Source organism: Pseudoalteromonas sp. GB56 (assembly GCF_054923835.1).
Genome location: NZ_JBPCHK010000003.1, coordinates 64,208 through 85,675, shown reverse-complemented (window position 1 = coordinate 85,675; position 21,468 = coordinate 64,208). Strand labels below are relative to the sequence as shown.

The 21,468-nt window shown below is 45.8% G+C and carries 21 protein-coding genes and 1 pseudogene; 10 read left to right on the top strand and 12 right to left on the bottom strand.

From position 1 onward, the window contains the following. Positions 1–6 precede the first annotated feature (6 nt). The 3 genes and pseudogenes from ACH19P_RS15790 to ACH19P_RS15780 all read left to right on the top strand — a co-directional run bounded on the left by ACH19P_RS15790 (position 7) and on the right by ACH19P_RS15780 (position 2,448). Entirely contained in the window at positions 7–735 is a 729-nt protein-coding gene (locus ACH19P_RS15790) for a 5-oxoprolinase subunit PxpA (protein ID WP_462159558.1), read from the top strand. Then, positions 723–1,580, top strand: coding sequence for a DUF4392 domain-containing protein (locus ACH19P_RS15785; RefSeq protein WP_462159557.1), 858 nt, complete (start codon positions 723–725; stop codon positions 1,578–1,580). Before ACH19P_RS15790 ends, ACH19P_RS15785 begins: the two co-directional genes overlap by 13 nt. A gap of 9 nt (positions 1,581–1,589) precedes the next feature. Next, positions 1,590–2,448 (top strand): annotated as a pseudogene (locus ACH19P_RS15780) (D-amino acid aminotransferase). A gap of 44 nt (positions 2,449–2,492) precedes the next feature. On the opposite strand, the gene ACH19P_RS15775 reads toward ACH19P_RS15780, so the two are convergent. From ACH19P_RS15775 to ACH19P_RS15760, 4 genes are all read right to left on the bottom strand, one after another. After that, entirely contained in the window at positions 2,493–2,894 is a 402-nt protein-coding gene (locus ACH19P_RS15775) for a hypothetical protein (protein WP_462159556.1), read from the bottom strand. Continuing rightward, on the bottom strand, positions 2,888–3,256 hold the full coding sequence (locus ACH19P_RS15770; RefSeq protein WP_462159555.1) for a hypothetical protein: 369 nt from the start codon (positions 3,254–3,256) through the stop codon (positions 2,888–2,890). Before ACH19P_RS15770 ends, ACH19P_RS15775 begins: the two co-directional genes overlap by 7 nt. An 83-nt stretch (positions 3,257–3,339) precedes the next feature. Continuing rightward, positions 3,340–3,897: a GNAT family N-acetyltransferase gene (locus ACH19P_RS15765; RefSeq protein ID WP_462159554.1), complete on the bottom strand. Its 558-nt coding sequence runs from the start codon at positions 3,895–3,897 to the stop codon at positions 3,340–3,342. 152 nt (positions 3,898–4,049) lie between these two features. Continuing rightward, positions 4,050–4,403 (bottom strand): DUF1428 domain-containing protein, encoded by a 354-nt coding sequence (locus ACH19P_RS15760; protein WP_462159553.1) that lies wholly within the window; start codon positions 4,401–4,403, stop codon positions 4,050–4,052. A gap of 323 nt (positions 4,404–4,726) precedes the next feature. On the opposite strand from ACH19P_RS15760, the gene ACH19P_RS15755 reads away from it, so the two are divergent. After that, the gene (locus tag ACH19P_RS15755) at positions 4,727–5,920 is read left to right on the top strand and encodes an MFS transporter (RefSeq protein ID WP_462159552.1); all 1,194 of its coding nucleotides are present in this window, start codon (positions 4,727–4,729) and stop codon (positions 5,918–5,920) included. A gap of 14 nt (positions 5,921–5,934) precedes the next feature. On the opposite strand, the gene ACH19P_RS15750 is transcribed toward ACH19P_RS15755, so the two are convergent. The 5 genes from ACH19P_RS15750 to ACH19P_RS15730 form a co-directional block, all read right to left on the bottom strand. Next, positions 5,935–6,792, bottom strand: coding sequence for an SMP-30/gluconolactonase/LRE family protein (locus ACH19P_RS15750; RefSeq protein WP_462159551.1), 858 nt, complete (start codon positions 6,790–6,792; stop codon positions 5,935–5,937). 29 nt (positions 6,793–6,821) lie between these two features. Beyond that, the gene (locus ACH19P_RS15745; RefSeq protein ID WP_462159550.1) at positions 6,822–8,012 is read right to left on the bottom strand and encodes a tetratricopeptide repeat protein; all 1,191 of its coding nucleotides are present in this window, start codon (positions 8,010–8,012) and stop codon (positions 6,822–6,824) included. A 114-nt stretch (positions 8,013–8,126) separates the two neighbouring features. Beyond that, on the bottom strand, positions 8,127–8,831 hold the full coding sequence (locus tag ACH19P_RS15740) for a sulfite exporter TauE/SafE family protein (protein ID WP_462159549.1): 705 nt from the start codon (positions 8,829–8,831) through the stop codon (positions 8,127–8,129). Positions 8,832–8,949: 118 nt separating this feature from the next. Beyond that, entirely contained in the window at positions 8,950–9,729 is a 780-nt protein-coding gene (locus ACH19P_RS15735) for an SDR family NAD(P)-dependent oxidoreductase (protein ID WP_462159548.1), read from the bottom strand. Positions 9,730–9,777: 48 nt separating this feature from the next. Next, a complete protein-coding gene (locus ACH19P_RS15730) occupies positions 9,778–10,494 on the bottom strand; it encodes a FadR/GntR family transcriptional regulator (RefSeq protein ID WP_462159547.1) in 717 nt (238 codons plus the stop codon). A 364-nt stretch (positions 10,495–10,858) separates the two neighbouring features. Here ACH19P_RS15730 and ACH19P_RS15725 point away from each other — a divergent pair, with 364 nt between their 5' ends. Both ACH19P_RS15725 and ACH19P_RS15720 read left to right on the top strand, forming a co-directional pair. Beyond that, positions 10,859–12,487 carry a sodium:solute symporter gene (locus tag ACH19P_RS15725; protein ID WP_462159546.1) on the top strand — a complete coding sequence of 543 codons (1,629 nt, stop codon included), beginning with the start codon at positions 10,859–10,861 and terminating at the stop codon, positions 12,485–12,487. 226 nt (positions 12,488–12,713) lie between these two features. Further along, positions 12,714–14,210: a dipeptidase gene (locus ACH19P_RS15720; protein ID WP_462159545.1), complete on the top strand. Its 1,497-nt coding sequence runs from the start codon at positions 12,714–12,716 to the stop codon at positions 14,208–14,210. 66 nt (positions 14,211–14,276) lie between these two features. Here ACH19P_RS15720 and ACH19P_RS15715 read toward each other — a convergent pair whose 3' ends face one another. After that, positions 14,277–15,308: a glycoside hydrolase family 43 protein gene (locus ACH19P_RS15715; RefSeq protein WP_462159544.1), complete on the bottom strand. Its 1,032-nt coding sequence runs from the start codon at positions 15,306–15,308 to the stop codon at positions 14,277–14,279. Between the two features lie 90 nt (positions 15,309–15,398). On the opposite strand from ACH19P_RS15715, the gene ACH19P_RS15710 reads away from it, so the two are divergent. Next, positions 15,399–16,397, top strand: coding sequence for a family 43 glycosylhydrolase (locus ACH19P_RS15710; RefSeq protein WP_462159543.1), 999 nt, complete (start codon positions 15,399–15,401; stop codon positions 16,395–16,397). Positions 16,398–16,436: 39 nt separating this feature from the next. Here ACH19P_RS15710 and ACH19P_RS15705 read toward each other — a convergent pair whose 3' ends face one another. Next, positions 16,437–17,624, bottom strand: a complete 1,188-nt coding sequence (locus tag ACH19P_RS15705; RefSeq protein WP_462159542.1) for a sugar efflux transporter — start codon at positions 17,622–17,624, stop codon at positions 16,437–16,439. Between the two features lie 447 nt (positions 17,625–18,071). Between ACH19P_RS15705 and ACH19P_RS15700 the strand changes: the two genes are divergently transcribed. From ACH19P_RS15700 to sugE, 3 genes are all read left to right on the top strand, one after another. Beyond that, positions 18,072–18,491, top strand: a complete 420-nt coding sequence (locus tag ACH19P_RS15700) for a DUF6491 family protein (RefSeq protein WP_462159541.1) — start codon at positions 18,072–18,074, stop codon at positions 18,489–18,491. Positions 18,492–18,662: 171 nt separating this feature from the next. Continuing rightward, the gene (locus ACH19P_RS15695) at positions 18,663–19,049 is read left to right on the top strand and encodes a hypothetical protein (protein ID WP_462159540.1); all 387 of its coding nucleotides are present in this window, start codon (positions 18,663–18,665) and stop codon (positions 19,047–19,049) included. 209 nt (positions 19,050–19,258) lie between these two features. Continuing rightward, positions 19,259–19,576: a quaternary ammonium compound efflux SMR transporter SugE gene (sugE, locus tag ACH19P_RS15690; protein ID WP_462159539.1), complete on the top strand. Its 318-nt coding sequence runs from the start codon at positions 19,259–19,261 to the stop codon at positions 19,574–19,576. Positions 19,577–19,634: 58 nt separating this feature from the next. On the opposite strand, the gene ACH19P_RS15685 is transcribed toward sugE, so the two are convergent. After that, positions 19,635–21,413, bottom strand: coding sequence for a serine hydrolase domain-containing protein (locus ACH19P_RS15685; RefSeq protein WP_462159538.1), 1,779 nt, complete (start codon positions 21,411–21,413; stop codon positions 19,635–19,637). Positions 21,414–21,468: the final 55 nt, after the last annotated feature.

Genomic DNA, 21,468 nt, shown 5'->3' with positions numbered 1-21,468 from the left:
GCGCGTATGTTACTCAATTGCGACTTAGGTGAAAGTTACGGCAGCTGGAAAATGGGCGAAGATGCATTGGCCATGCCCCATATTGACCTTGCCAATATCGCCTGTGGCTTTCACGGTGGCGACTCCCAAGTGATGACGCGCACCCTAGCGTTAGCAAAAGAGCACAACGTGAAGGTCGGCGCACACCCAAGTTATCCTGACAGACAGGGCTTTGGTCGTCGCTCTATGGTGTTGAGTAAACATGAACTCACTTGCGATATACACTATCAAATAGCCGCGCTCAGCGGTATGGCTGCGGTACAAGGTGTCGATGTTCACTATGTGAAACCACACGGCGCACTTTATAACGACATGATGGCCAATGAAGACATTCTTATCACCGTGCTTGAAGCCGTCAGTCGCTATCCGAGCGATCTCAAACTCATGATGTTGGCAACCAATCAGGCTGCGCATCACATTGAGCTTGCCAAAAACAAGGGTGTCGCTGTGCTTTTCGAGGCCTTTGCCGATAGGCGCTACACCGATGTGGGCACCTTAACACCACGCAGCCAAGCTGACAGCGTGTTGAATAAGGAACAAATGCTGGCGCAAGTTTCGCAACTTGTGAATGAAGGGTCAGTGACAACAGACACAGGTAAGGTGATTGCGCTGCAAGCGGATACCTTGTGCGTACACGGCGATAATGTAGAAGGTGTTGCCGCCATTAAAGAGATACGAGCGCTATGCGCCCGCTAACGCCTGAGTTGCAACTGAGCCGAGCAATCGAGGATTTGCTGGTTGCGCGCAATTTACGTGGTATGGCAACCATTAAAAAAGTGCTAAGCGCAGGCTATGTGCATCGCGCTGCAAAAACCTTGTTCGAGGCACAAGGTGAAGTTCTAATTAGCACAGGATTTCCGGTCATTGGCACCTTTGAAACCGATGGTCCGGTAGGTGCCATTGCCCTATATAATGCACTTGCTGCAATGGGGAAAAGCCCAATTTTGGTCTGTGGTGACCCGCTTTACAGCAAGTTAGTGACGGACTTTGAATGCCTCCAACTGGCTATCAATGACCTTGAGGGTGCGAAACAGCAGGCGTTAAGCTTTTACGAAAGCCGCGACGTCGGCTGTGTTGTCGCAATCGAAAGGCCCGGCCTCAATGCCCAAGGGAAATATTGCAATATGCGCGGCGAGGATATAAGCCAAGGCTGCGCGAACTTCGACCCCTTTATGACCTTTGCCCCTTGCCCTACCATTGCGATTGGCGATGGCGGTAATGAAATCGGCATGGGCAATGTGATCAATGCGCTAAGCGAATTAGACATCACTCCGAGCGTGACCAAATGCGACGAGTTAATCGTTGCCGACGTATCAAATTGGGGTGCTTACGCCCTCATTGCGTATTTTTCACTATGGCAAAAGCAGGATTTGCTTGCCCACATTGATTGCCAACAACTGCTCGCCTATTTGAGCAAACACGGCAGTGTGGATGGCGTAACACGACGAAACGAGCCAACGGAAGATGGGCTTGATGCAACACAAGGTGAAGCTTTGATCACCGAATTGAGAAGGCTAACGGGCTATTTGCCCAATGAATGAGGAAAAACGATGAGCCTAGTGTATTTGAATGGCCAGTATATGCCGCCAGAAGAAGCGAAAATTTCGCCTATGGATCGCGGCTTTTTGTTCGGCGATGGAATTTATGAAGTGGTTCCGGCATATCATGGCAAAATGCTGGGGTTTGACGCGCACGTTGCGCGCATGCGCGATGGCCTTGCAGCCATTGAAATCGACCTCGACTACTCCAGCGATACATGGCGTGACATCTGCGACACCTTAATCAGCAAAAATCCAGGGCCAAACCAAGGGATTTACCTGCATGTAAGTCGCGGTACAGACAGTAAACGCAACCACGCCTACCCGCAGGGTGTTCAGCCAACTGTTTTTGCGTTCTGTTTTGAACTGCCGGGTGAACCAACAAATGATGAGAGCACAGCCACTTCTTATCAGGTGTCGCTGGAGCAAGACCGTCGCTGGCAACGTTGTAATATTAAATCAACGGCACTGCTTGGTAATGTGATGCACTACCAAACAGGTGCACGCGCAGGCAATAAAGAAACCATCTTGTTCAACGCCAAAGATGAAATCACCGAAGCGAGTTCGAGCAATGTATTTATCGTCAAAGATGGGGTTATCTCTACGCCGCCATTAGACAACCAAATTTTGCCCGGGATCACCCGTTGGTTAATCTTGCAAATCGTCCACTCTCACAGCGATCTTTAAAATCCAAGAGCGAGTGATTAGCAAAGAGGAACTACTCAATGCCGATGAAGTATGGATCACCTCGGCAACCAAGGAAGTAGGTCCTGTGGTTAAAGTGAATGAAACCGTAATTGGCGAAGGTAAACCAGGCCCAATGTGGCAGCACGTACAAACGCTATTTACCGCCCACAAGTTCGACTATTGATCGGTGTGGCTCTAAAGAAAAACCGTTCATTTTGAGCGGTTTTTTTATGGCTCACTGTGCTTTCTGGCGCTGTTTTTACTTCTTGGCGCTCCTAACAATATGGCTAAGTGGCAAACGCATACAGACAAAAACGCACTCACGCCAATGGCGCCACCATATCCTTGTAAGCGCGGCACGAGATACTGAAATAATAGAGCGAACATGACGGCAGCACTTACTTGTGTGTACCAGCCAAAGCGATGAGGGGCACTCATCCCGACAAAGGTACCGCCAAAAAACACGGCCGCGTATAGGTTTGGCTCTTCAGTGCAAAAATATAAACCGACATAGGCAATAATAGCCAACAACGATGACGCGCGAATAGCATCGAATTCTCTGAGCTTAGCCAAAAAGAAGGTACTGAGCGCACCTGTAATTGCGAGTGAGATGAAAATGACGGTTAACATAACCCACCCTGCGTCAACATAAATAGCGCAACACTCACAAACGCAACGCTTCCGAGCTTACCACCGAACCCATGAAAGATATTCATGGTGAGCGCATACAGACTTGTGCCAATTAACGACAGCAAAGTCAGCTGCCAATAATCACTGATTAATTCCGCTGAACACATCCCAGCAAAGCAACCAGCATAGACTGCAGCCCGAGGATGGGCCCCATATTTTTCCCAAACGGGAATAAACGAACCAACAAATGCAGGTAAGGCCGCCGCCAATACCAGCGGAACATGCCATTGTGAATGCAATACAAAGCACGTGGCGCACCCTAATAAAAAGGCGATGTATTTAAGGAGAAAGAATTTAATCATAACGCGTCAATGGTAAAGCAAGTGCACGAAAACACATTAAGAATTTTTACGCTAGGACAAATTCACGTGTAGTGGTGTAGAGCTTACTCATAAATAAAATCAGACTTTAATAAACCAAAGCATTTCAAATCGTGAAAAGCCCCTTTCCAATACCCACTGCCACGTCGAACTCCCTCTTCCACAAAACCCAGTTTTCTGAGCACCGCTTCCGAGGCATGATTGCCCAACATAGTATCGGCCTGAATTCGATGTAATTCTGTGAAAGGAAGTTTACCAGCAAATGCAGCAGATATAATTTTATGCAGTGCTTCGGATGTATAACCTTGTCCCCAATAATCCGAAGCTAGCTCATAGCCGATACCGGCGTTTTTCATTTTTGCGTTCCAAGAGTTAAAACCACAAGTGCCTATCAGTTGGCCAGACTCTCTCAAGCGGATTGCCCAGCGTATCCCAGCTAACTCAGCGAAGCGCTGATTAAAAAAATTGATGAGGTTTAACGCTTGTTCGTTCGATTCGTAAGCCTCGATATCATAAAAGCGTACTACTTTTTGATCTGAAAAAATGGTCAGTAAGTCGTTACTGTCTGCACTGGTTAATTGAGAAAGAATTAAGCGTTGCGTTGCTAGTTTGGGAAAAATCACTGTGTCCTCCATGACCGAATGGCTTATTTTCACTGTATCCAATCGCAGTACTAGGTGCAATATAAAAGCTGAGTGCAGACATACATTTAGATGAAGTCGTTTCCACAGAGCAGGTTACGAATGATGCGCATCCTTGCGCATTTAGTGGCTGTTTACACATCCACAATCATGTCAAAACCGCCATAAATAAGGCGCTTACCATCAAGCGGCATGGGGTTGGTTTGTGGGTCCATTCTCGGGTCTTCCATCATTTTCTGCCAACCGGCATCGCGCACTTCCTTTGACGGCCAAATAACCCAAGAAAACACCACGGTTTCATCATCTTGGGCCTTCACCGCCATGGGAAAAGACGTGACTTCGCCGTCGGGAACATCATTCCCCCACGTTTCCACGACCCTTAATGCACCATACTCTTTAAAAATGTCTGCAGTCATTGTTGCAAACTCAATGTATTTTTCTTTATTTGCTGTGGGTACAGCAACAACGAATCCATCTACAAAAGACATAACCGTGTTCCTTTTCTTATTGCTGGTGAGCCATAACTATAGTGCAGCTAAAGAGATTTGCAGTGTAAGGAGGAGATTAGTCATTCAGAGCCTTAGTCTTAAACATGTCACGGAACAGATCTCCCAGAGACTCAAAGCTGAGCCTAATTACTTTTGCGTACAAACCATGCATTCGAATTCACTGGGCTACTCGTCTCGTTCCTCTTGTAAAGACGTAATCAAGTAATTTATCATACAATTAAGCTATTCCAATTCATGCTTGGTGGCAATCTACTTATCGCCAACATGAGTCTTTTATTATCATCAACTAAGTAGGCTCTTCCATGCACGAATCTCGCCCAGCGAGTTGGGTTATATTACTCATATTGGCATTAGGCACATTTATTCTAGGGCTCACCGAATTTTCGATGATGCCGATGCTGCCTTTAATTACAGAAACTTTTGCCATCACCCCAAGCCAAAGTAGTTATGCCGTGAGTGCTTATGCGCTCGGCGTGGTTATCGGCGCTCCGACTTTGATGCTGCTGTGCGCGAATATGCGCAAGCGCAACGCGCTCGCAATATTTGTCGCGATGATGTGTATATTCAACGGGCTAAGTGCGTATGCACAGTCTTTGGAACAACTCATTTTGTTCAGGCTTCTTAGTGGTTTGCCACATGGCGCTTACTTCGGCACGGCCATATTGTTGGGTGCACAAATAGCACCTGCAAATCGTCGCGCTTCGTTTATGTCCAAAGTTTTTATGGGCTTGACCATTGCCACCATTGTCGGCGTACCCGTAGCAACCTTACTGGGTCAACAGCTTAGTTGGCGATATTGTTTAGCGTTGGTCGCCCTTATCGCATTCATTACTTTTTTCCTGATCCTTTGGCTCGTGCCTAATCAGGAAAATAAAGAAAAATCGACCTTCCTTGATGAAGTTGCGGTACTAAAATTACCCCTTGTATGGTCAGTGTTAGGCATCGTTATTATTGGCTTTGGCGGTGTGTTTTGTATCTACACCTATATTGCCGACACCATATTACAAGTGACGCACACGCCCCCTATTACGATTTCCATCGCCATGGTGATGTTTGGTATTGGCTGTACACTTGGCAACTATGTGTTGGGAAAAGCAGCTGACCGCTCAACACTCATCACAACAGGCGCTGCATTGGCTGGCGCTACACTCTTTGCGTTGATGTATGTCCCGGCAAGCAGCAACATTTATGCCCTCTATGCGGTAATCTTTTGCATTGGTTTTAGCGTGGGTTTGGGCACCGTAATTCAATCTTTGCTAATGGATATCTCACCCCAAGGACACGCCATGATTGGTGCTCTGGTGCAGTGTGCATTCAATACAGCTAATGCCATCGGTCCCTGGGTTGGCGGCTATGCGTTGGCAAACGGTGCTCAAATGAATGAGACAGGCTATGTTGCCGCGGGTCTCTTTTTCGGTGGATTGATGATGTGGGTGCTCAGTGCTGTCATGCTGCAACGCCAAAAGCGTCAAGAATTAGCGCCGTGCCTGAACTAAATTGAAACCCTACCTCACAAGGCCTGATGCAGATGTGGGCCTTGGCTGTCCACATCGAGTAAAAAGGTATCGCCATTATGCGGGTATTGCTGATGATGAGACTGCTCAAGCCCCACCCGCGCGCTCGTTACCAGTAATATTTCCCGCTGTACCCCCACAAAAGCGACACTGGTTACTTGCCACGCTGGTAAAGCAATAAAATTGATTTGCTCAGCATTGTTATCAAAGCAATACACGCCACCACCTTGAAATGCTGCGACCCACAGGTTGTTTTCACTGTCTACACACATGCCGTCCGGGTAACCCATGTCTTCGCTAAATTGCACAAATACTTGCTTGTTACTCAGCGCACCGTCGGCGTCGACATCAAAGCAGTAAATAGTCCGCTTGGCAGAATCAGTACTGAATAGCTTTTTGCCATTTAGGCTCAAAGCTGGGCCATTACTGACCGTATAACCTGAGTCCAATTCATCAACAACATTCCCAGCGCAGTACTGCAATAGGTGACCACACGGTGCAATTTCGTTGTCATCCATCGTGCCAAACAAAATTGCACCATTGGCTCCAACTGCAGCGTCATTGAGGCGGATATTGGCAGCTAAGCCGAGTTCTTGAATAAGAGTGCGCTCACCACTGATTGGGTCAAGCTGATACAGTGATTGCCGAAAACCAGCGATAAAACCAAAGCGCTCACTCGGAAGTACCCAACACAGTGGCTCAGGCATGGCGAGTTGTTGCCACAGTTCAGAACATAAATCGTAGGTATGCAGTGCTGGCTTTTTTATATCAACCCACAACAGTGACGTGCCATCACCGTAGCAGATGGGCCCTTCTCCTAAGAGGCACTGGCTGGGAATAATCGCTTTAATCACAGGCTATTAGCTCGGTAGGATACGAGATGCTAATGAACAATCGAGTCGTTTTTCAACTGCATCCATGCAACGAAGGGCTCAGATTTAATAAAGATATCGTACATAGCATCCTCTGCAAAATCGGCTTCTCGGAAATCAAAATCCCAATTTTGTTCCATCGTTTGCAGCAGTGACACCATTTGTTGATGCTCGTTCGCTTCATTAAGTAAAGTCAGTTCAGTCCAATATGCACCGATGAAAAATGGCTCAAGCTGACGCGATTTTTTTGCAAATATACGCGCCTTTTCTTTGTCGTTAAGCATGTAATACACATTTGCTAGCAAATTGTTCAGCGCTGCTTCTTCGCCGTATAAATCCTGCATCGCACGAATGCCTGCTATGGCCTTATCGTACTCGCCCACGGTGAAGTAATAATCGAGGAGCATAAACTGAGTTGTGGGATCATCACCGTGATGTTTTGCAAGCAATTGCAGTTGCTGGGTATAAAGCTCTTCGGATAACAGTTGGGCAATTCCTATTGAGATATCTAGCAGGCCCCGACTGGCCTTTGCTTTGTCCGGCAACTGTTCATAGGTATCCCATGCCTTTTGCATCTCCCCCTGACGCACGTGTTGAGTTAATTCACGATACGCAGCAATTAACTCTTCATCCAATTGCTTTACGCCAATCAAACGTTTCAGCAAGTTCGATTTTGAGTTGAGCATAAACGTGAGATTTTCTGCCATCTTTTGAGTCACGCGTTTGCCAGCTGTAGCAACATACATATCGTAGGCTTGCCATTTTCCCTGCTCATTTTTATGAGCAAACAAATGCACAAAGTCATGCCCACCTGTCTCTAAATCAACTCGGACAACAGGTGTTTTTTCACCATCAGTTTCAATTACTTTGAGGAAAGTAGCATCGGAGCTAGAAGCTTGCTGGAAAGCGAATAGATTCGTTACGAAACTCTCTTTGGAGTTACTCATGAAACCATTGAGGAAATGAGTACGCTCTTTTTCGCCATCGTAAAGTTGTTCTGCAACTAATTCGCCTGTTCGCTTCATATCGTACATCGTGATAATCGCATTAATGTTGCCATGTCGAATCGCGGCAGCAAACTCAGTGCCTAGTTGTTCCAACTCATCATTCAAATCATTACTTTTTGAGGCAATAGCCTGAGCTGAAAGGAAAAAAGATAAAATCAGTGGCAGAAGGAGAGTGTGTTTAATGGCTATTTTCACTGAGAATCTACGTCTTTGGTTCTAAATGCTGATGGTTCTAGACTACCGAACATTGGTTAAAATTGATATGTGTATTCAATAATTGTCTAAGCGCAGTTTTAGACGGGATCTCAACTAATGCAAAACAACCAGTGCTACACCAGAGAGCGCTGCAACCAAGAGTATGAGATACCGAACATAGCGATTGTCTAAGCTTCGGTTGATGAAATGCGAGAGCCCCCACCCTATAAGGATGGCCGGAATACACTGTACAAATAAAATGAAGTCGCGCTCATTAACGCGTCCTGTGGCCCACAATACAGTGATCCCAAACAAGTTAATATACACAAAAAACGCGCTGAGATTGGCTTTAATTTTTTGCTGTTCTTGACGTTGATAGAGCAGACCCATAGGTGCACCACCTGCCGCTGTTGTTGTGCCCATAAACCCTGACAATGCTGAAGCCACTAGGTTGTTGGGGATACTTACACGTGGCGCGTAACCTATAACGGATAGCAACACAGCGAGAATAATCGTCACCCCAAGCAACAGCTGATATTGCTCAGGCTTTACAATACTTAATACACTTCCCGCAATCAGCACACCGACAGTACCACCGATGATCGATATCCCAGTAGAACGCTTATCGATGGCACCGCGATGGCGAATCGACAATAATCCTGTGATGAGTAACGCGTTGAGGATCATAGGTCCAGGCACGAGCTCAGGCATTAACCAGAACAAAACAGGTGCGCACAATAAGCCAAGGCCAAAGCCTATTACGCTTTGTAAACAGGCACCTATGATTAAAATGATGTATACCCAGAAAAAGTCGGCCAAGCTTTCCTCACTGTTCGCCGTGCCACACAGGACAAATTAAAACACTACTGTTGATATTATAATACTTTTAATTTCAGTCAAATGAATTGCAGTGATAATTTCACTCAATGTGGGGAAATTAGGTCCAGCCGCCGTCCACGACCATACTTTGCGCGGTCATCATCTCGCTGTCATCTGCGGCGAGAAATAAAGCAGCTTTAAGAATGTGCTCTGGCTCAAGCGTTTGTGGGATACATTGGCTTTGGCGCACACGCTCAAGGAGTTCAGGAGTGAGCCAGTGCGACAGCTGCTTTTCAGTCATGACCCAGCCTGGAACTAGTGTATTCACACGAATACCATCTTGGCCATGGGTCGCAGCTAAAGAGCGGGTTAAGCCTTCTATTGCTGCTTTGGCTGTAGTGTACGCAGGCATGCCGGTTTGCTTTATGCGCCAACTCACCGAGCCCATATTGATAATACTGCCCTTGCCCAGACGTTTCATCTGCGGGATTGCGGCTTGCGCGGCAAAAAAGCAAGGTCTTAGATTGACGGCAAAACGCTCGTCCCAATAGGCTTGATCCATTTCATCAAACGTATGACGCGTATCATCGGCAGCATTATTTATCAGCACTGCTATATCACCATGAAGTTCAGCGGCTTTGTCTATGCAGGCTTTAAGCGAATCGATATCGCGTATGTCACAATACATAAAGTGGGCATCGTGTGGGTAACGCCCTTTGAGGTCCTCGGCAAGTTGCTCACCCATTTGCTGAGCAATATCTATGAAGGTTACTTTTGCACCTTGGGCACAAAATCCGCGCACCATGCACTCACCAATGCCTGAGGCACCACCTGTAATGAAAACGTGCCTCTCTGATAAGCTCGAATAGTGTGTCATTTGCATGGTTGCGTTACTCATGATTGCTCTGGGTTGCCAAGCGACCAATGGGCGAAGCGCGTGGTGCGCTTATCCCGCCTTTGCTTTATTAATTTCTGCGTCAATAAACGCCATCGCTTCTTCGATCATGTAAGTCATCATGGTCTTAGCACGCTCAGGTTCACCATTCATGATGGCTTTGTAAACCTTCATATGCTCTTCAGCGATGGCTTTTTTACTGCCCTTTGCTGGCGTTGTATGTTGAATACTGACATTGAGCGCTGTGCGAATAAAATCACGCAGTTGGAAGAAGAAACGGTTACCACTAGCAAGTAACACAGCCGTGTGAAACGCTAAATCAGGGGTATGAATGTCGCCATCATCTTGCGCAGCTTCTTCCATGCTGTTACACGCTTGCGCTATTTGATCGATTGCTTCTGAAGAACCATGTTTTGCCGCTAACGCCGCAGCTTGTGGCTCGATAGCCAAACGCATTTGCAAGAACTCTTTAAGCACATACAGCGAAGGGCTGCTCTCTAGCATCCACTTAAGCACACTGGTGTCATACAAGTTCCAGTTGTTCTCAGGCTCGACGCGAATACCTTGGCGTGGGCGAGATGAAATTAAGCCCTTGGCTGCGAGCATTTTTACCGCTTCACGTACGGCGGTTCGGCTAATACCATACTGCTCACACAACTGTGCTTCAGTGGGTAACCCAGAACTACCGTCAAACTCACCGGCAATAATTGCGCGCCCAAGTTCGTTGGTAACCTGTTGAGACAAATTTAAATTTTCAATTTGCGCCATTCTTTAAATCCTATGCTGTTGCCAGAGTATCATACCGAGTTCAACCCCAAGGGTCACCCAATGTACATGGGTCTCTCATCAATTATGATGTAATTCAACTTCCTCATTTAGGCCATATTAAATGATTTTTATGTTGCTGTGCAGCTATTTAACGCAACTTTGTAAATAATCGCGAAAGCCCGCTAAATTGATGAAAAATTCCACCTGAATGGCGCTAATTAACAGCGAATAACTCGCTATTGGTAACTACTGGTTAACACAAACCCTTTGACTTAATCATTTTATAATATAATACTTCAAAATTCATATTGGGATTGTACTATTGATGCAGTCCACGTTTGTTACAACACATTGTGAGTAAATTATGGTTGAATTAAGCACGTTGGACTGGGCGGTCCTAGCGGGGTTTTTTATCCTGCTAGCAGGTGTCGTCGTGATGTCCATTCGTCAAAAAGAAGAAGACACTACCGACTACTTCCTCGCGGGTCGAAATGCGAGTTGGCTCGTGATTGGCGCCTCTATTTTTGCCTCAAACATCGGCTCTGAGCACCTTGTTGGTCTGAGTGGTTCAGGCGCACAATCGGGGATGGCACTTGCACATTGGGAATTGCAATCTTGGATCATCTTACTGCTAGGTTGGCTTTTTGTGCCTTTTTACTGGAGCAGTAAAGTCTATACCATGCCCGAATTCCTCGAACGTCGTTTCAACTCGTCATCTCGTACCTTCTTGTCGGTTATTTCATTAGTCAGTTATGTATTAACCAAGGTGGCGGTGACTGTTTATGCCGGTGGTGTGGCCTTTAAAGCAATACTCGGTATAGACAGTATTTGGGGCATCGACTTTTTCTGGATTTCCGCACTGGGCCTAGTGATTATCACCGGTATTTACACCGTGCTTGGCGGTATGAAAGCCATCATGTGGACGTCAGTATTACAAACCCCGATCCTCATAATCGGGTCCGTCGTGATCTTGGTGGTCGGTTTAGACAAAGTGGGTGGCTGGTCTGAGGTTGAACGCTTAAATGAAGCCAACATGCACCTAATTCGCTCGGCTAGCGACGCTGAGTTCCCATGGCCTGGCATTATCTTCGGTTCATTCATTATTGGCTTCTGGTACTGGTGTACCGACCAATATATCGTGCAACGTGTACTCTCAGCAAAAGGCATAAAAGAAGCTCGTCGTGGTACTATGTTCGCGGGTTATTTGAAGCTGCTACCTGTATTTATCTTCTTGGTGCCGGGCATGATTGCCTATGCGCTCAATGCCAAAGGTATTATCAGCTACGAAAGCGCCGACCAAGCTTTCCCAACACTGGTTGCTGAACTACTTCCATCAGGCATAAAAGGGGTGGTTATTGGTGGCCTAGTTGCGGCACTGATGAGTTCGTTGGCCTCTTTGTTCAATTCATCAGCAACTCTATTCACCATTGATTTCTATAAGAAATTCAAGCCAGAATCGAGCGAGAAACACCTGCTTAAAGTGGGCCGCATCGCCACTGTGGTTATCGTGGCTCTGGGTATTCTATGGATACCGGTTATGAGTCTCATCGCCGACGTATTATATGAATACCTTCAGAGTGTGCAGTCGCTCATCGCCCCTGGCATTGCTGCGGTATTTTTACTTGGCCTGCTTAGTCGCCGTGTAACCCCTGCAGCAGGTTTTGCAGGCCTCGTAATTGGCTTCATTCTTGGTATGTTCCGCCTGGTGTTACTGCCAATGAAAGAAACAGTTGCTGGCACGCCAATCGGCTGGGTGGTGACGATGAACTGGCTGTATTACTGTATTTTACTGTTCGTGATCGTAACCGTCGCTATCGTAGTTATCAGTGCATTTACACAGCGCAAGAGCGACGAAGAGTTGGCCGGGCTTACCTTTAAAACGCTGGGTAAAGGCACAATGCGTGAAGTCATTGCGGGCCTAGATAAATGGGACTACATTCATACCTTTGGTATTTTGGCTATCACCGCGTTTATCTACATTCGCTTTTGGTAAGTGATTGTGTAAACAATTTATGGTTCTGCACAAAGGGGCTCTTCGCCCCTTTTTTATGGCATTTAAGTGCACTCTCCCCTAGCGGACAAGCCGCTGACTTCGCTACAATGCAACTGACCATTATTCGCCACTACTGTAACGAAATATGAGATAAGCCATCTTAAAACAGGTACTAATCTATTTTTAAGTTGCACAATGCTCATTCGAGACAACACAAGGAACCACTTTGAAAGCTTCAATTATTGCCTGTGCCATCGCGCTTTTTAGTGCATCGAGCTTTGCGGCAACACTCAGCGTAGACAAAGATGCCATTGCCAATTATGCCGTTGAACAATATCAAGATGCGCAAATACACACACTTGAGAACATGGTGTCATTTGCCACGGTTAATACTGGCGAAATTGAAACAACCAAAAACCCTGAGTTCATTGGTTTCAAAAACCTGCTCAAAATGAAAGCCGCACAGCTAGGGTTTGATTACCAAGATCACGGCGAAACAGTACTCATTGGTATGGGCCAACAGCCACAAAAAGTGACGATTGTGACCCACGGTGATGTACAACCGGCCGATGCCAGCAAGTGGGCACAAAGCCCATTCAAATTGGATAAAACATCCGAGCCGGGCAAATTAATTGGCCGCGGAACCGAAGATGATAAAGGCGCAATCGCTACTGCACTGTACGCAATGAAAGCGATTAAGGACAAAGGCATCGAGCTTGATAACCGCATCGAACTCATGATTTACCTTGCTGAAGAATCCGATTGGGCGCCGCTTCGCGCGTTCATGCAAACATATGAACAACCTAAATACGCGGTTACCATTGATGCCAGCTACCCCGTTGTGGTGGCGGAGAAAGGCTGGAGCTTAATTGCACCTACATTCAGCGGAACTGATGTCACAAGCGGTGTGTATGCGAGCGACCTTAAAGGCGGTGCCTTCGTAAGCCAAATCCCTGAAGATGCCAGTGTAGTCATTCATAATGCCGACGACGCCACGAAAGAAATCTTACAAGGTAACATTGGTAAATTAGAAAGCGTAAAAGTGTCTATGGTCGAGCAACAAGACGCTTTGCATATCCAAGTTAAAGGCACCTCAGCACACTCATCTGAGCCAGAAGCAGGTGTAAATGCCATTGCTCATCTTGCAGCAATTTTTGACGGCGTGAAGCTAGCAAACAACGCAGATGGACAAGCGTTATCGTTTATTAATGAATTGATTGGCTTAGGTTTATACGGCAAACAGTTCGGTGAAATAGCTTATGAACATGATTTTATGGGCCCGATGACAGTGGCACCAACGCTACTGAAACGTGCGGGCAATGAGATTACGCTTTCAGTCAATTTACGTCGTCCTGTAGGCAAAGACGCCGAAGTGCTATCGCAGCAAATCGAGCAAGCACTTGGGGCGTGGCAGCAATCTCATCAAGTCACGTTGAAGAATGTAGAAGTAGAGATTGGCACACCGATGTTGCTTGACGGCGCTCCACACGCCCAAGCACTGCTGGATATCTTCAAGCACTATACCGGTGATGAAGACGCATCGTTCGTTTCAATCGGTGGCGGCACCAATGCTAAATTGTTTAATAATGCCGTGTCGTTTGGCCCTTCGATGCCAGGAAAACCTTATACAGGTCATTCAGAGCATGAATTTCTAACCGTTGAGCAAATTGAGCTTAACTTGAAAATGTACACAGCCATGATGCTGACACTTGGCTCAATGTAACTATTTTATGTAACTCAAAAAGCCTGCTTCATCGCAGGCTTTTTATTATTTTTCGTCAACACGCATCTAATCTGACTTCTGTGGGTAAACCGTCAACATGCCATTTTCATCGAATCCAACAACACGTGCGCGCGCGTGACGATTCGGATCGGACAGTGGCGAGCCTTGCAACTCTTTGTAATCCCTGCTGTGGTAAATCATTAACGGTGTCTTGCCGTCTTCAGCCAATGTGAAGCCATTATGACCCGGGCCAAAACGTCCTAAGCCTGCATTCGTTTCGAATAAAGGCTGTGCTTGTTTGTGCCAACTCGCAGCGTCAGCCAAATCAGCATCAATATCAGCCCACAACAGTCCCATAGCATAGCGGTGATCCGTTGCACTGGCCGAATAAGTAATGAAAATACGCTTACCATGTTTTATCACCGCTGCCCCTTCGTTTACTTTGTAACCTTGCACTTCCCATTCAAGGGTTGGTTCACTCAGTAACGTGACTGGCATTTTGATAGTGGTTGGTGAGTCCATCTGGGCAAGCCACAATGCTGAATTGTAAGTGCGTTCTTTATCCTGTTGTGCCCACACCAAGTAACGTTTACCACGGTGCTCAAAGGTGGTTGCATCCAGCGAAAACGTATCCAGATGAGTCTTGATTTGTCCTGCTTCTTGCCACTGTCCTTGCATCGGATCCGCATGGGTATTTTTAAGCGCATACATACGAATATTAAACGGCTTATCTTTTGGCGCCGCGGCGTAATAGATGTACCAGCTACCCTCAATTTGATGCAGCTCTGGTGCCCAGATGTTCGTGCTCATAGGCCCTGTTTCATGCTTACGCCAAACCACCTTGGGCTCGGCGAGTTTTAAATCATTAAGGCGACACGCTTGGCGAAGCTCAATTTCATTAAATTTTGGCGAGGTGCCAATAAAGGTATAGCAGCCCGTCTGTTCATGACGGACTAACCATGGATCGGCACGTTGAAGTACTATAGGGTTATCTATGTTTGCTGCAGCGCCAGTTGATTGTGCTTGCGCCAGTTGCAACCACAGAGTACTTATCGCAAATACAAAGATGCAACTTATCCGAGAGAGCAACGCATCCATCGTGTTTTCCTTGCTAATTATTAATATTGTATTACATATATACAAAGTATTGTTACACTGTGCAAATGAATAGGGTGAAAGAGACTCACTATGAACAACAATAAAGCGCTGCTTAAAGGGTTAGCGATAGCAAGCTCACTTCTAGCTACCGTCGCTTGTGCCAAGCAGGTTGAAGTACATGATCCGGTTATGGCCAAAGAAGGTGATACATACTATGTGTTCAGTACAGGCCCAGGCATCACGTATTACGAATCCAAAAATATTACAAATTGGCAATTAACTGGCCGCGTTTTTAAAGACGAACCAAGTTGGGCTCAACGCGTAGCTCCGGGCTTTGGTGGCCATTTATGGGCACCCGACGTATACCAAAAGGATGGCAAATTTTATCTTTATTATTCAGTGTCAGCATTTGGTAAAAATACCTCCGGTATCGGTGTAACCGTCAACACCACGCTTGACCCTGATTCTCCCGATTACAAATGGGTCGATCATGGAATTGTGGTGCAGTCAGTGCCCGAACGCGATAACTGGAACGCCATCGACCCCGCCATTATTGAGGATGACAATGGCGAACATTGGATGAGCTTCGGTTCATTCTGGGGTGGTTTGAAACTAGTGAAGCTCGATGATGATTTAGTGCGTCTGGCCGAGCCACAACAGTGGCACACCATTTCAGCACGTCCGAATACCGAGCATGGGCCAGTGGAAGCGCCTTTTATTTTCAAAAAGAATGGTTACTACTACTTGTTCGTCTCATTCGACAAATGTTGTCAGGGTCTCGATAGCACCTACAACGTGCGTGTAGGGCGCAGTAAATCTGTAACAGGTCCATATCTAGATAAAGATGGGAAATCACTCAATGACGGTGGTGGTTCGTTAGTTATTGAAGGTAACAAAGACTGGGTCGCGCTTGGGCACAATTCAGCCTACACCTTCGATGGTCAGGACTACCTTGTTTTGCATGCTTATGAGCGCGCAGACAAAGGTATTCAAAAATTACGTATTCTGCCTATGAATTGGGAGAATGACTGGCCAGTCGTTGACGAAAAGGATCTCAATAAACTACGCACCAAGTTGATTGAGAACTAACGCCACTCCATTCAAAAAAAGCCGCATTCGCGGCTTTTTTTATGCCGCTTCTGCGACAGAGTCTAACGGCTTCTGTGCGGATTGTTTGAGCATATTGAATAACAGCAAACACAGCAACGCAGCACTCGCCGCAACCACAGAGCCTAACGTGGCAAATCTAAAACTATAAAACTGTGCGATTAACCCCGTACCCGCAGTTCCGAGCATCACTCCTAATTTTATTGCATTACCATATACCGCAGAGGTGAAACCGATGCGCCGTGGCATCTGGTCTTGCAATACAGTTAAACCAATCCCCGCAAATATGCCGTAATACAGCGCGTTTACAAGTTGTAACGCAGCAAACTGCCACACGTCCTGCGCAAAAAACACGCCTGTATAAAAAGTTATGGCACACACAAACGCAAAACCCAGCAGTTTCATTTTACTGACGCTCTTTGACAACTTGGCGGCATAGAGCATAACGGGAATTTCACCAAGGGCAACAAGGCCCATAAAAACGCCAGGTACATGACTGGCAAAGTTGAGCTCCTTGATTACGTAAAGCGGCAAAGCTGAAAAATACATAATATTGGCGATAGAGCCGAACATAACCGCCCCAGTCAACAGCCAAAATGATAACGACGCCGACTGTGAGTTGGGATGTGCATGTGAATAGGAGCATCGGCTCTGCTTTGGAATGAACAACACAGCAAATGTCAGCGCCAGCAGTGCCAACCCCGCAGCAATATAAAACGAGCGCTCAAACGCCACACCTGCAGCAAAAAAATAGCCCACTGGCGGCCCAGCCACCCACGCAAAAGAAATTGCAGCTCTGAGTTGAGAGTTAAATTGGGTGATATCGACGTCTGACTGCTTATCGGCCCAAAATCGAGCGATGGTCATGACTTGGGGGATTGCAGCGTTACCCAAAGAGAGAAACAGCACGCCTGCAGCAAAAACTTGCCAAAATGAGGTGGCGTTAGCAAACATGAGCAAAGCGATTGCCATACCGCTGACAGCTATCATAAACAAGTTGCGCGCGTTGACGCCCTTGTCTGCTAGAGAGCCGAGCCATTGGCTGGACACAATGCCCATTAGCGTGACACCTGCGGTATACACACCGAGATACATAGGCGGGCTTTGTAGCCCTTCAACGATAAATAAGCTCATCAGTGGGTTCACAAACGCACCGATTAAACCCGTAAGTAAGCTCAGAAAAATAAATAGCCACGCATTGCGATTCATGGATAAAACAGCCCCAAGAAAAAGAGCCGCATATTGTACGACAATTAAAATCTTTACGCTAAGCCACTAGGTGTTTTTCTAAGAAACTCTAGCCGTGTTCCTGTGCATCCTGCAGGAGACTGACCGTTGGAGATAAAAGTGGGGAAATAGTATTGGCTTTGCACAAAGCAAAACGCCACGATAACAAAGAGCGAGTACGTTTATTTTTAGATTTATTTCCAATGCCCTTTGTTAATTACTTATCACACTAGATTATATCTGTTTGATTTTCACTCTATGAAAATTATATGAAATACTGCTAATATGAATTTTAAGTTATATTTTTTAACAGGTTTAACAATCTAATCATTGTGAGTCTGGAGATGACAGGCAGTTTAGTCACAGGACCATGGGCTGATAAAAAATAATAACTATCAAAGGTAAAACCTCTATGGATAAGGAAATATTATGAGAAATTTACTTGTAACCCTTCTAGCTACAAGCGCTGTATTATCTTTTAGTGCTGCTGCAGGTGGTATGTCATTAGCAGAAAAAGACAAAGCCTATGAGCAATACATTGCTAGTGAAAAACTTGAAAGCGTTGAAAAGATTAACGCTAAAAAAATTACGAGCTCAACGTCTCTCAGTGAAAGCTACGTGATTATTAACGCCCAACATAATGGTAATTACCTCGTAAAAACCGCTCAAAAATGTGACGACATGGACCAACAAGCCGTTACATTGTCTCGTGTTTCTGATTTATCGCTCGATAAAAAAACAGATCACATTGTAAAGCCAGGTTCTAAAGTGGGCGAATGTGATATTGAATCAATGTATCCGATCACTTGGGAACAGCGTAAATACTTGACGAACGTTGGTCGCGGCTAATAACCCATATTGCTGCTTATTAATCGTTCTTAAAGGGCCCTGACTAGGGCTCTTTTTCTATCTACCTTCACCTAACGCTCTTCGTGCTATCTCTTTGTAAATCAAATAATATACAGAAATAGGCTACTAAGCTGGCAACTCTAAGCACATAATAATGGAGCGTTAATAAGCATGAATTTTATATTACTGATAGCTGCGACAGCTTTTGGTGGTCTTGGCCTATTTATTATCATCGACTACGTTCGCTTCAATCGCGTCGCGATTAAAACCAAAGGTACAGTTGTGCGCTACGATGAATATCAATCTAAAGGCAGCAATGGTCATAAGAAAACCATGTATCGTCCGTATTTTGAATTTATCCATTTAGGCACGGCCTTTGAAGTGAAATCCACTACATCATTCAGCCACAAAGTGATACCTGTGGGCAGCGCAGCAGATGTTCTTTTTGTTCCAGGGCAAGAAGATAAAGCTCGCCTAGCAGAGGGACATAGTTATACATTAGGCGTGTTGTTTCTGTTTTTATCCCTGCCCGCATTTTATTTGGGGTTTAAAGGGTAAATTAAACACCGGTAACAGCAACTATCGTCAACCAATTAACCGAGTAAGGCTGGCAAGTAATAGAAAAATTAGTTAATCTGCTCAATCATTCTGGCTTGAGTAATTCGCTAGAGTGCAATCCTGTTATTGACGAAACTTTTCTATTCTGAAGTAGGGACGACCCTACCGCTCAATCTTTACCAGAGGACGACCTCTACTTAGAGGTATCTATGAACTGGTTTATCCTTATCCTTGCTGGCCTTTTGGAAATTTCATGGGCTATAGGTCTTAAATACACCGATGGCTTTACCAAGTTGTGGCCGACCCTAGCCACACTCACGTCCTTGATTCTCAGCTTCCTGTTATTAGGTATTGCCTTAAAATCACTACCTGTAGGCACAGCCTACGCAGTGTGGGTAGGTATTGGCGCAATCGGCACCGCTATTTGCGGAATCGTATTGTTTGGAGAGTCAGCAAACATCTTAAAGTTGGTAAGCTTAGCGCTGATCTGCGCCGGCATAGTCGGCTTGAAGTTAGCTCACACATAATAAAGCCATACAGAAATGAAGGAGGCTCCAGCCTCCTTTTTTTAGCAATTGAACTACTCTATGCCCACAACCGCACACCGATAAGTCCATTGACCAGCAATACACAGGCAACACCCACCGTTAACACATTACAAATCAAGCAAAAGTAAACAAGTACCGGCTTAATGTCCGATTTCACAGCGCGCCACCAAATAAAAATAGCGTACAAGGAAGCTATAAAAAATCCGATGCTTAACATGAAGATAGATACTGAGAGCCAAGTCGGCTGGCCCACCAACTCAAATAAATGCGCACTGGATTTAGCTTTGAAGACCAAAATCATCGTGGCTATAAACACAACCACAGGTGTTATTGACCATGCGCGGATCCGAATACTTTCACGGTTTGATATTTTGCCAAGGCACATCCGTGGAACCCAAATTAAGGCGAAAAGAAGTGCACACACTGAAGTGATGAGCCATATAATCATCAATAGCAATGGCATATAAGCGCTATAAGCAGGCACACGTTGCAAGGTCATTGGGCCATAATAAATCACCTCCCCTGCCAGTGTGTCATTGCCAATTACCAGCACCGTTTTTCCGGTTTCTGCCTGCGCCAATTGTTTTTCTGTGAGCGCGCTTAATTGCCTTGATTTCATACCAAATAGTGGCCCTATTGTCGCTTGATTTTCACCAACCTGCAGTCGCCATGGCATGAGCTGCGAAAACAGTGTAGTCAATTTGGAAGTGGGGTTTATGACACGATACACACCAGAAAGAGTTTGTGTGTGTTCGCTAAAGGGCTGACTTAAATCGGTGTTGTCCTGTGCAGATGATCGCGTTATTGCATCCGCCAGTAACGTATGTAACTTCATGATAGCTGGGCTTTCACTGTTCATGGCGATGACAAAGCCCTTTCTTAATTGCGGCTGATACATAAGTTGCACCATTGCACCACGCACTGACCCTTCATGCCCAAAAAGCACCCAACCATTTTTATGATATAAATTCAAACCTTGAGAATTAGTAAATTCCAACCCAGCGTCAGTAAAGCTTGAGCCACTAGGCTTTTGCATCAATGCTATTGATTTTTCGTTCAATAATGCATGCTCATCTCGCCCCTGGGAAAGCAAAAACGCAATTAACTTTGCCATGTCAGCAATAGAGCTGTTTAACCCACCTGCAGCGCGATTATTGATGTGCTCATAGGCTATAGGGCGTTGCCTAACATAGAGAGTCGCCGCATGCTCACGGTAACTGTCTGTATAGAAATAATCACTACTGTTCATACCTAAAGGCGCAAAAAACTGCTGCTTTACAAAAGCTTCGTAAGGGGTGCCACTCAACTTTTCGACTATGTATGCAGCGACCAGTGGACCGTTATTGTTGTAAGCGAAGCGACTACCTGGCGGCCAACGCGATTCACGACTGTGTGGATGTAGTTCCAAGACTTGCCGCACAGAAAGCGGCGTATGCTTTTGTGCCACATTTTCAGCGAAATGCATCCCATCCCAGCCAGTAGTGTGATTCAACAAGTGCTGCACGGTTAAAGGATGCTCTGCCGCCCAAGGATTAGCGAAGGCGATCTCTGGCGCGAGATCTCGCACCTTGCTATCCAGAGACAATTGCCCCTGTTCAACCAGTTTCATTACCGACATCGCCACCAAGATTTTCGCTACCGAGCCAAAACGAAATTGAGTGTGTTCAGTGATTGTTTTATTACTTTGGATGTTAGTCACTCCTGATGTAAATATCTGGGTAGGCTTGCCCATTTCGACCATTGCAACGGCAATACCCGGGACTCGGTACTGGGTCCTAATATTGTCGATGTATGCTTGAATCTGTCCATTTGACAATTCCTCATCATTAGATTGGGAGTAACTTGTTGAGCAGAATATAAATAAACAGAGA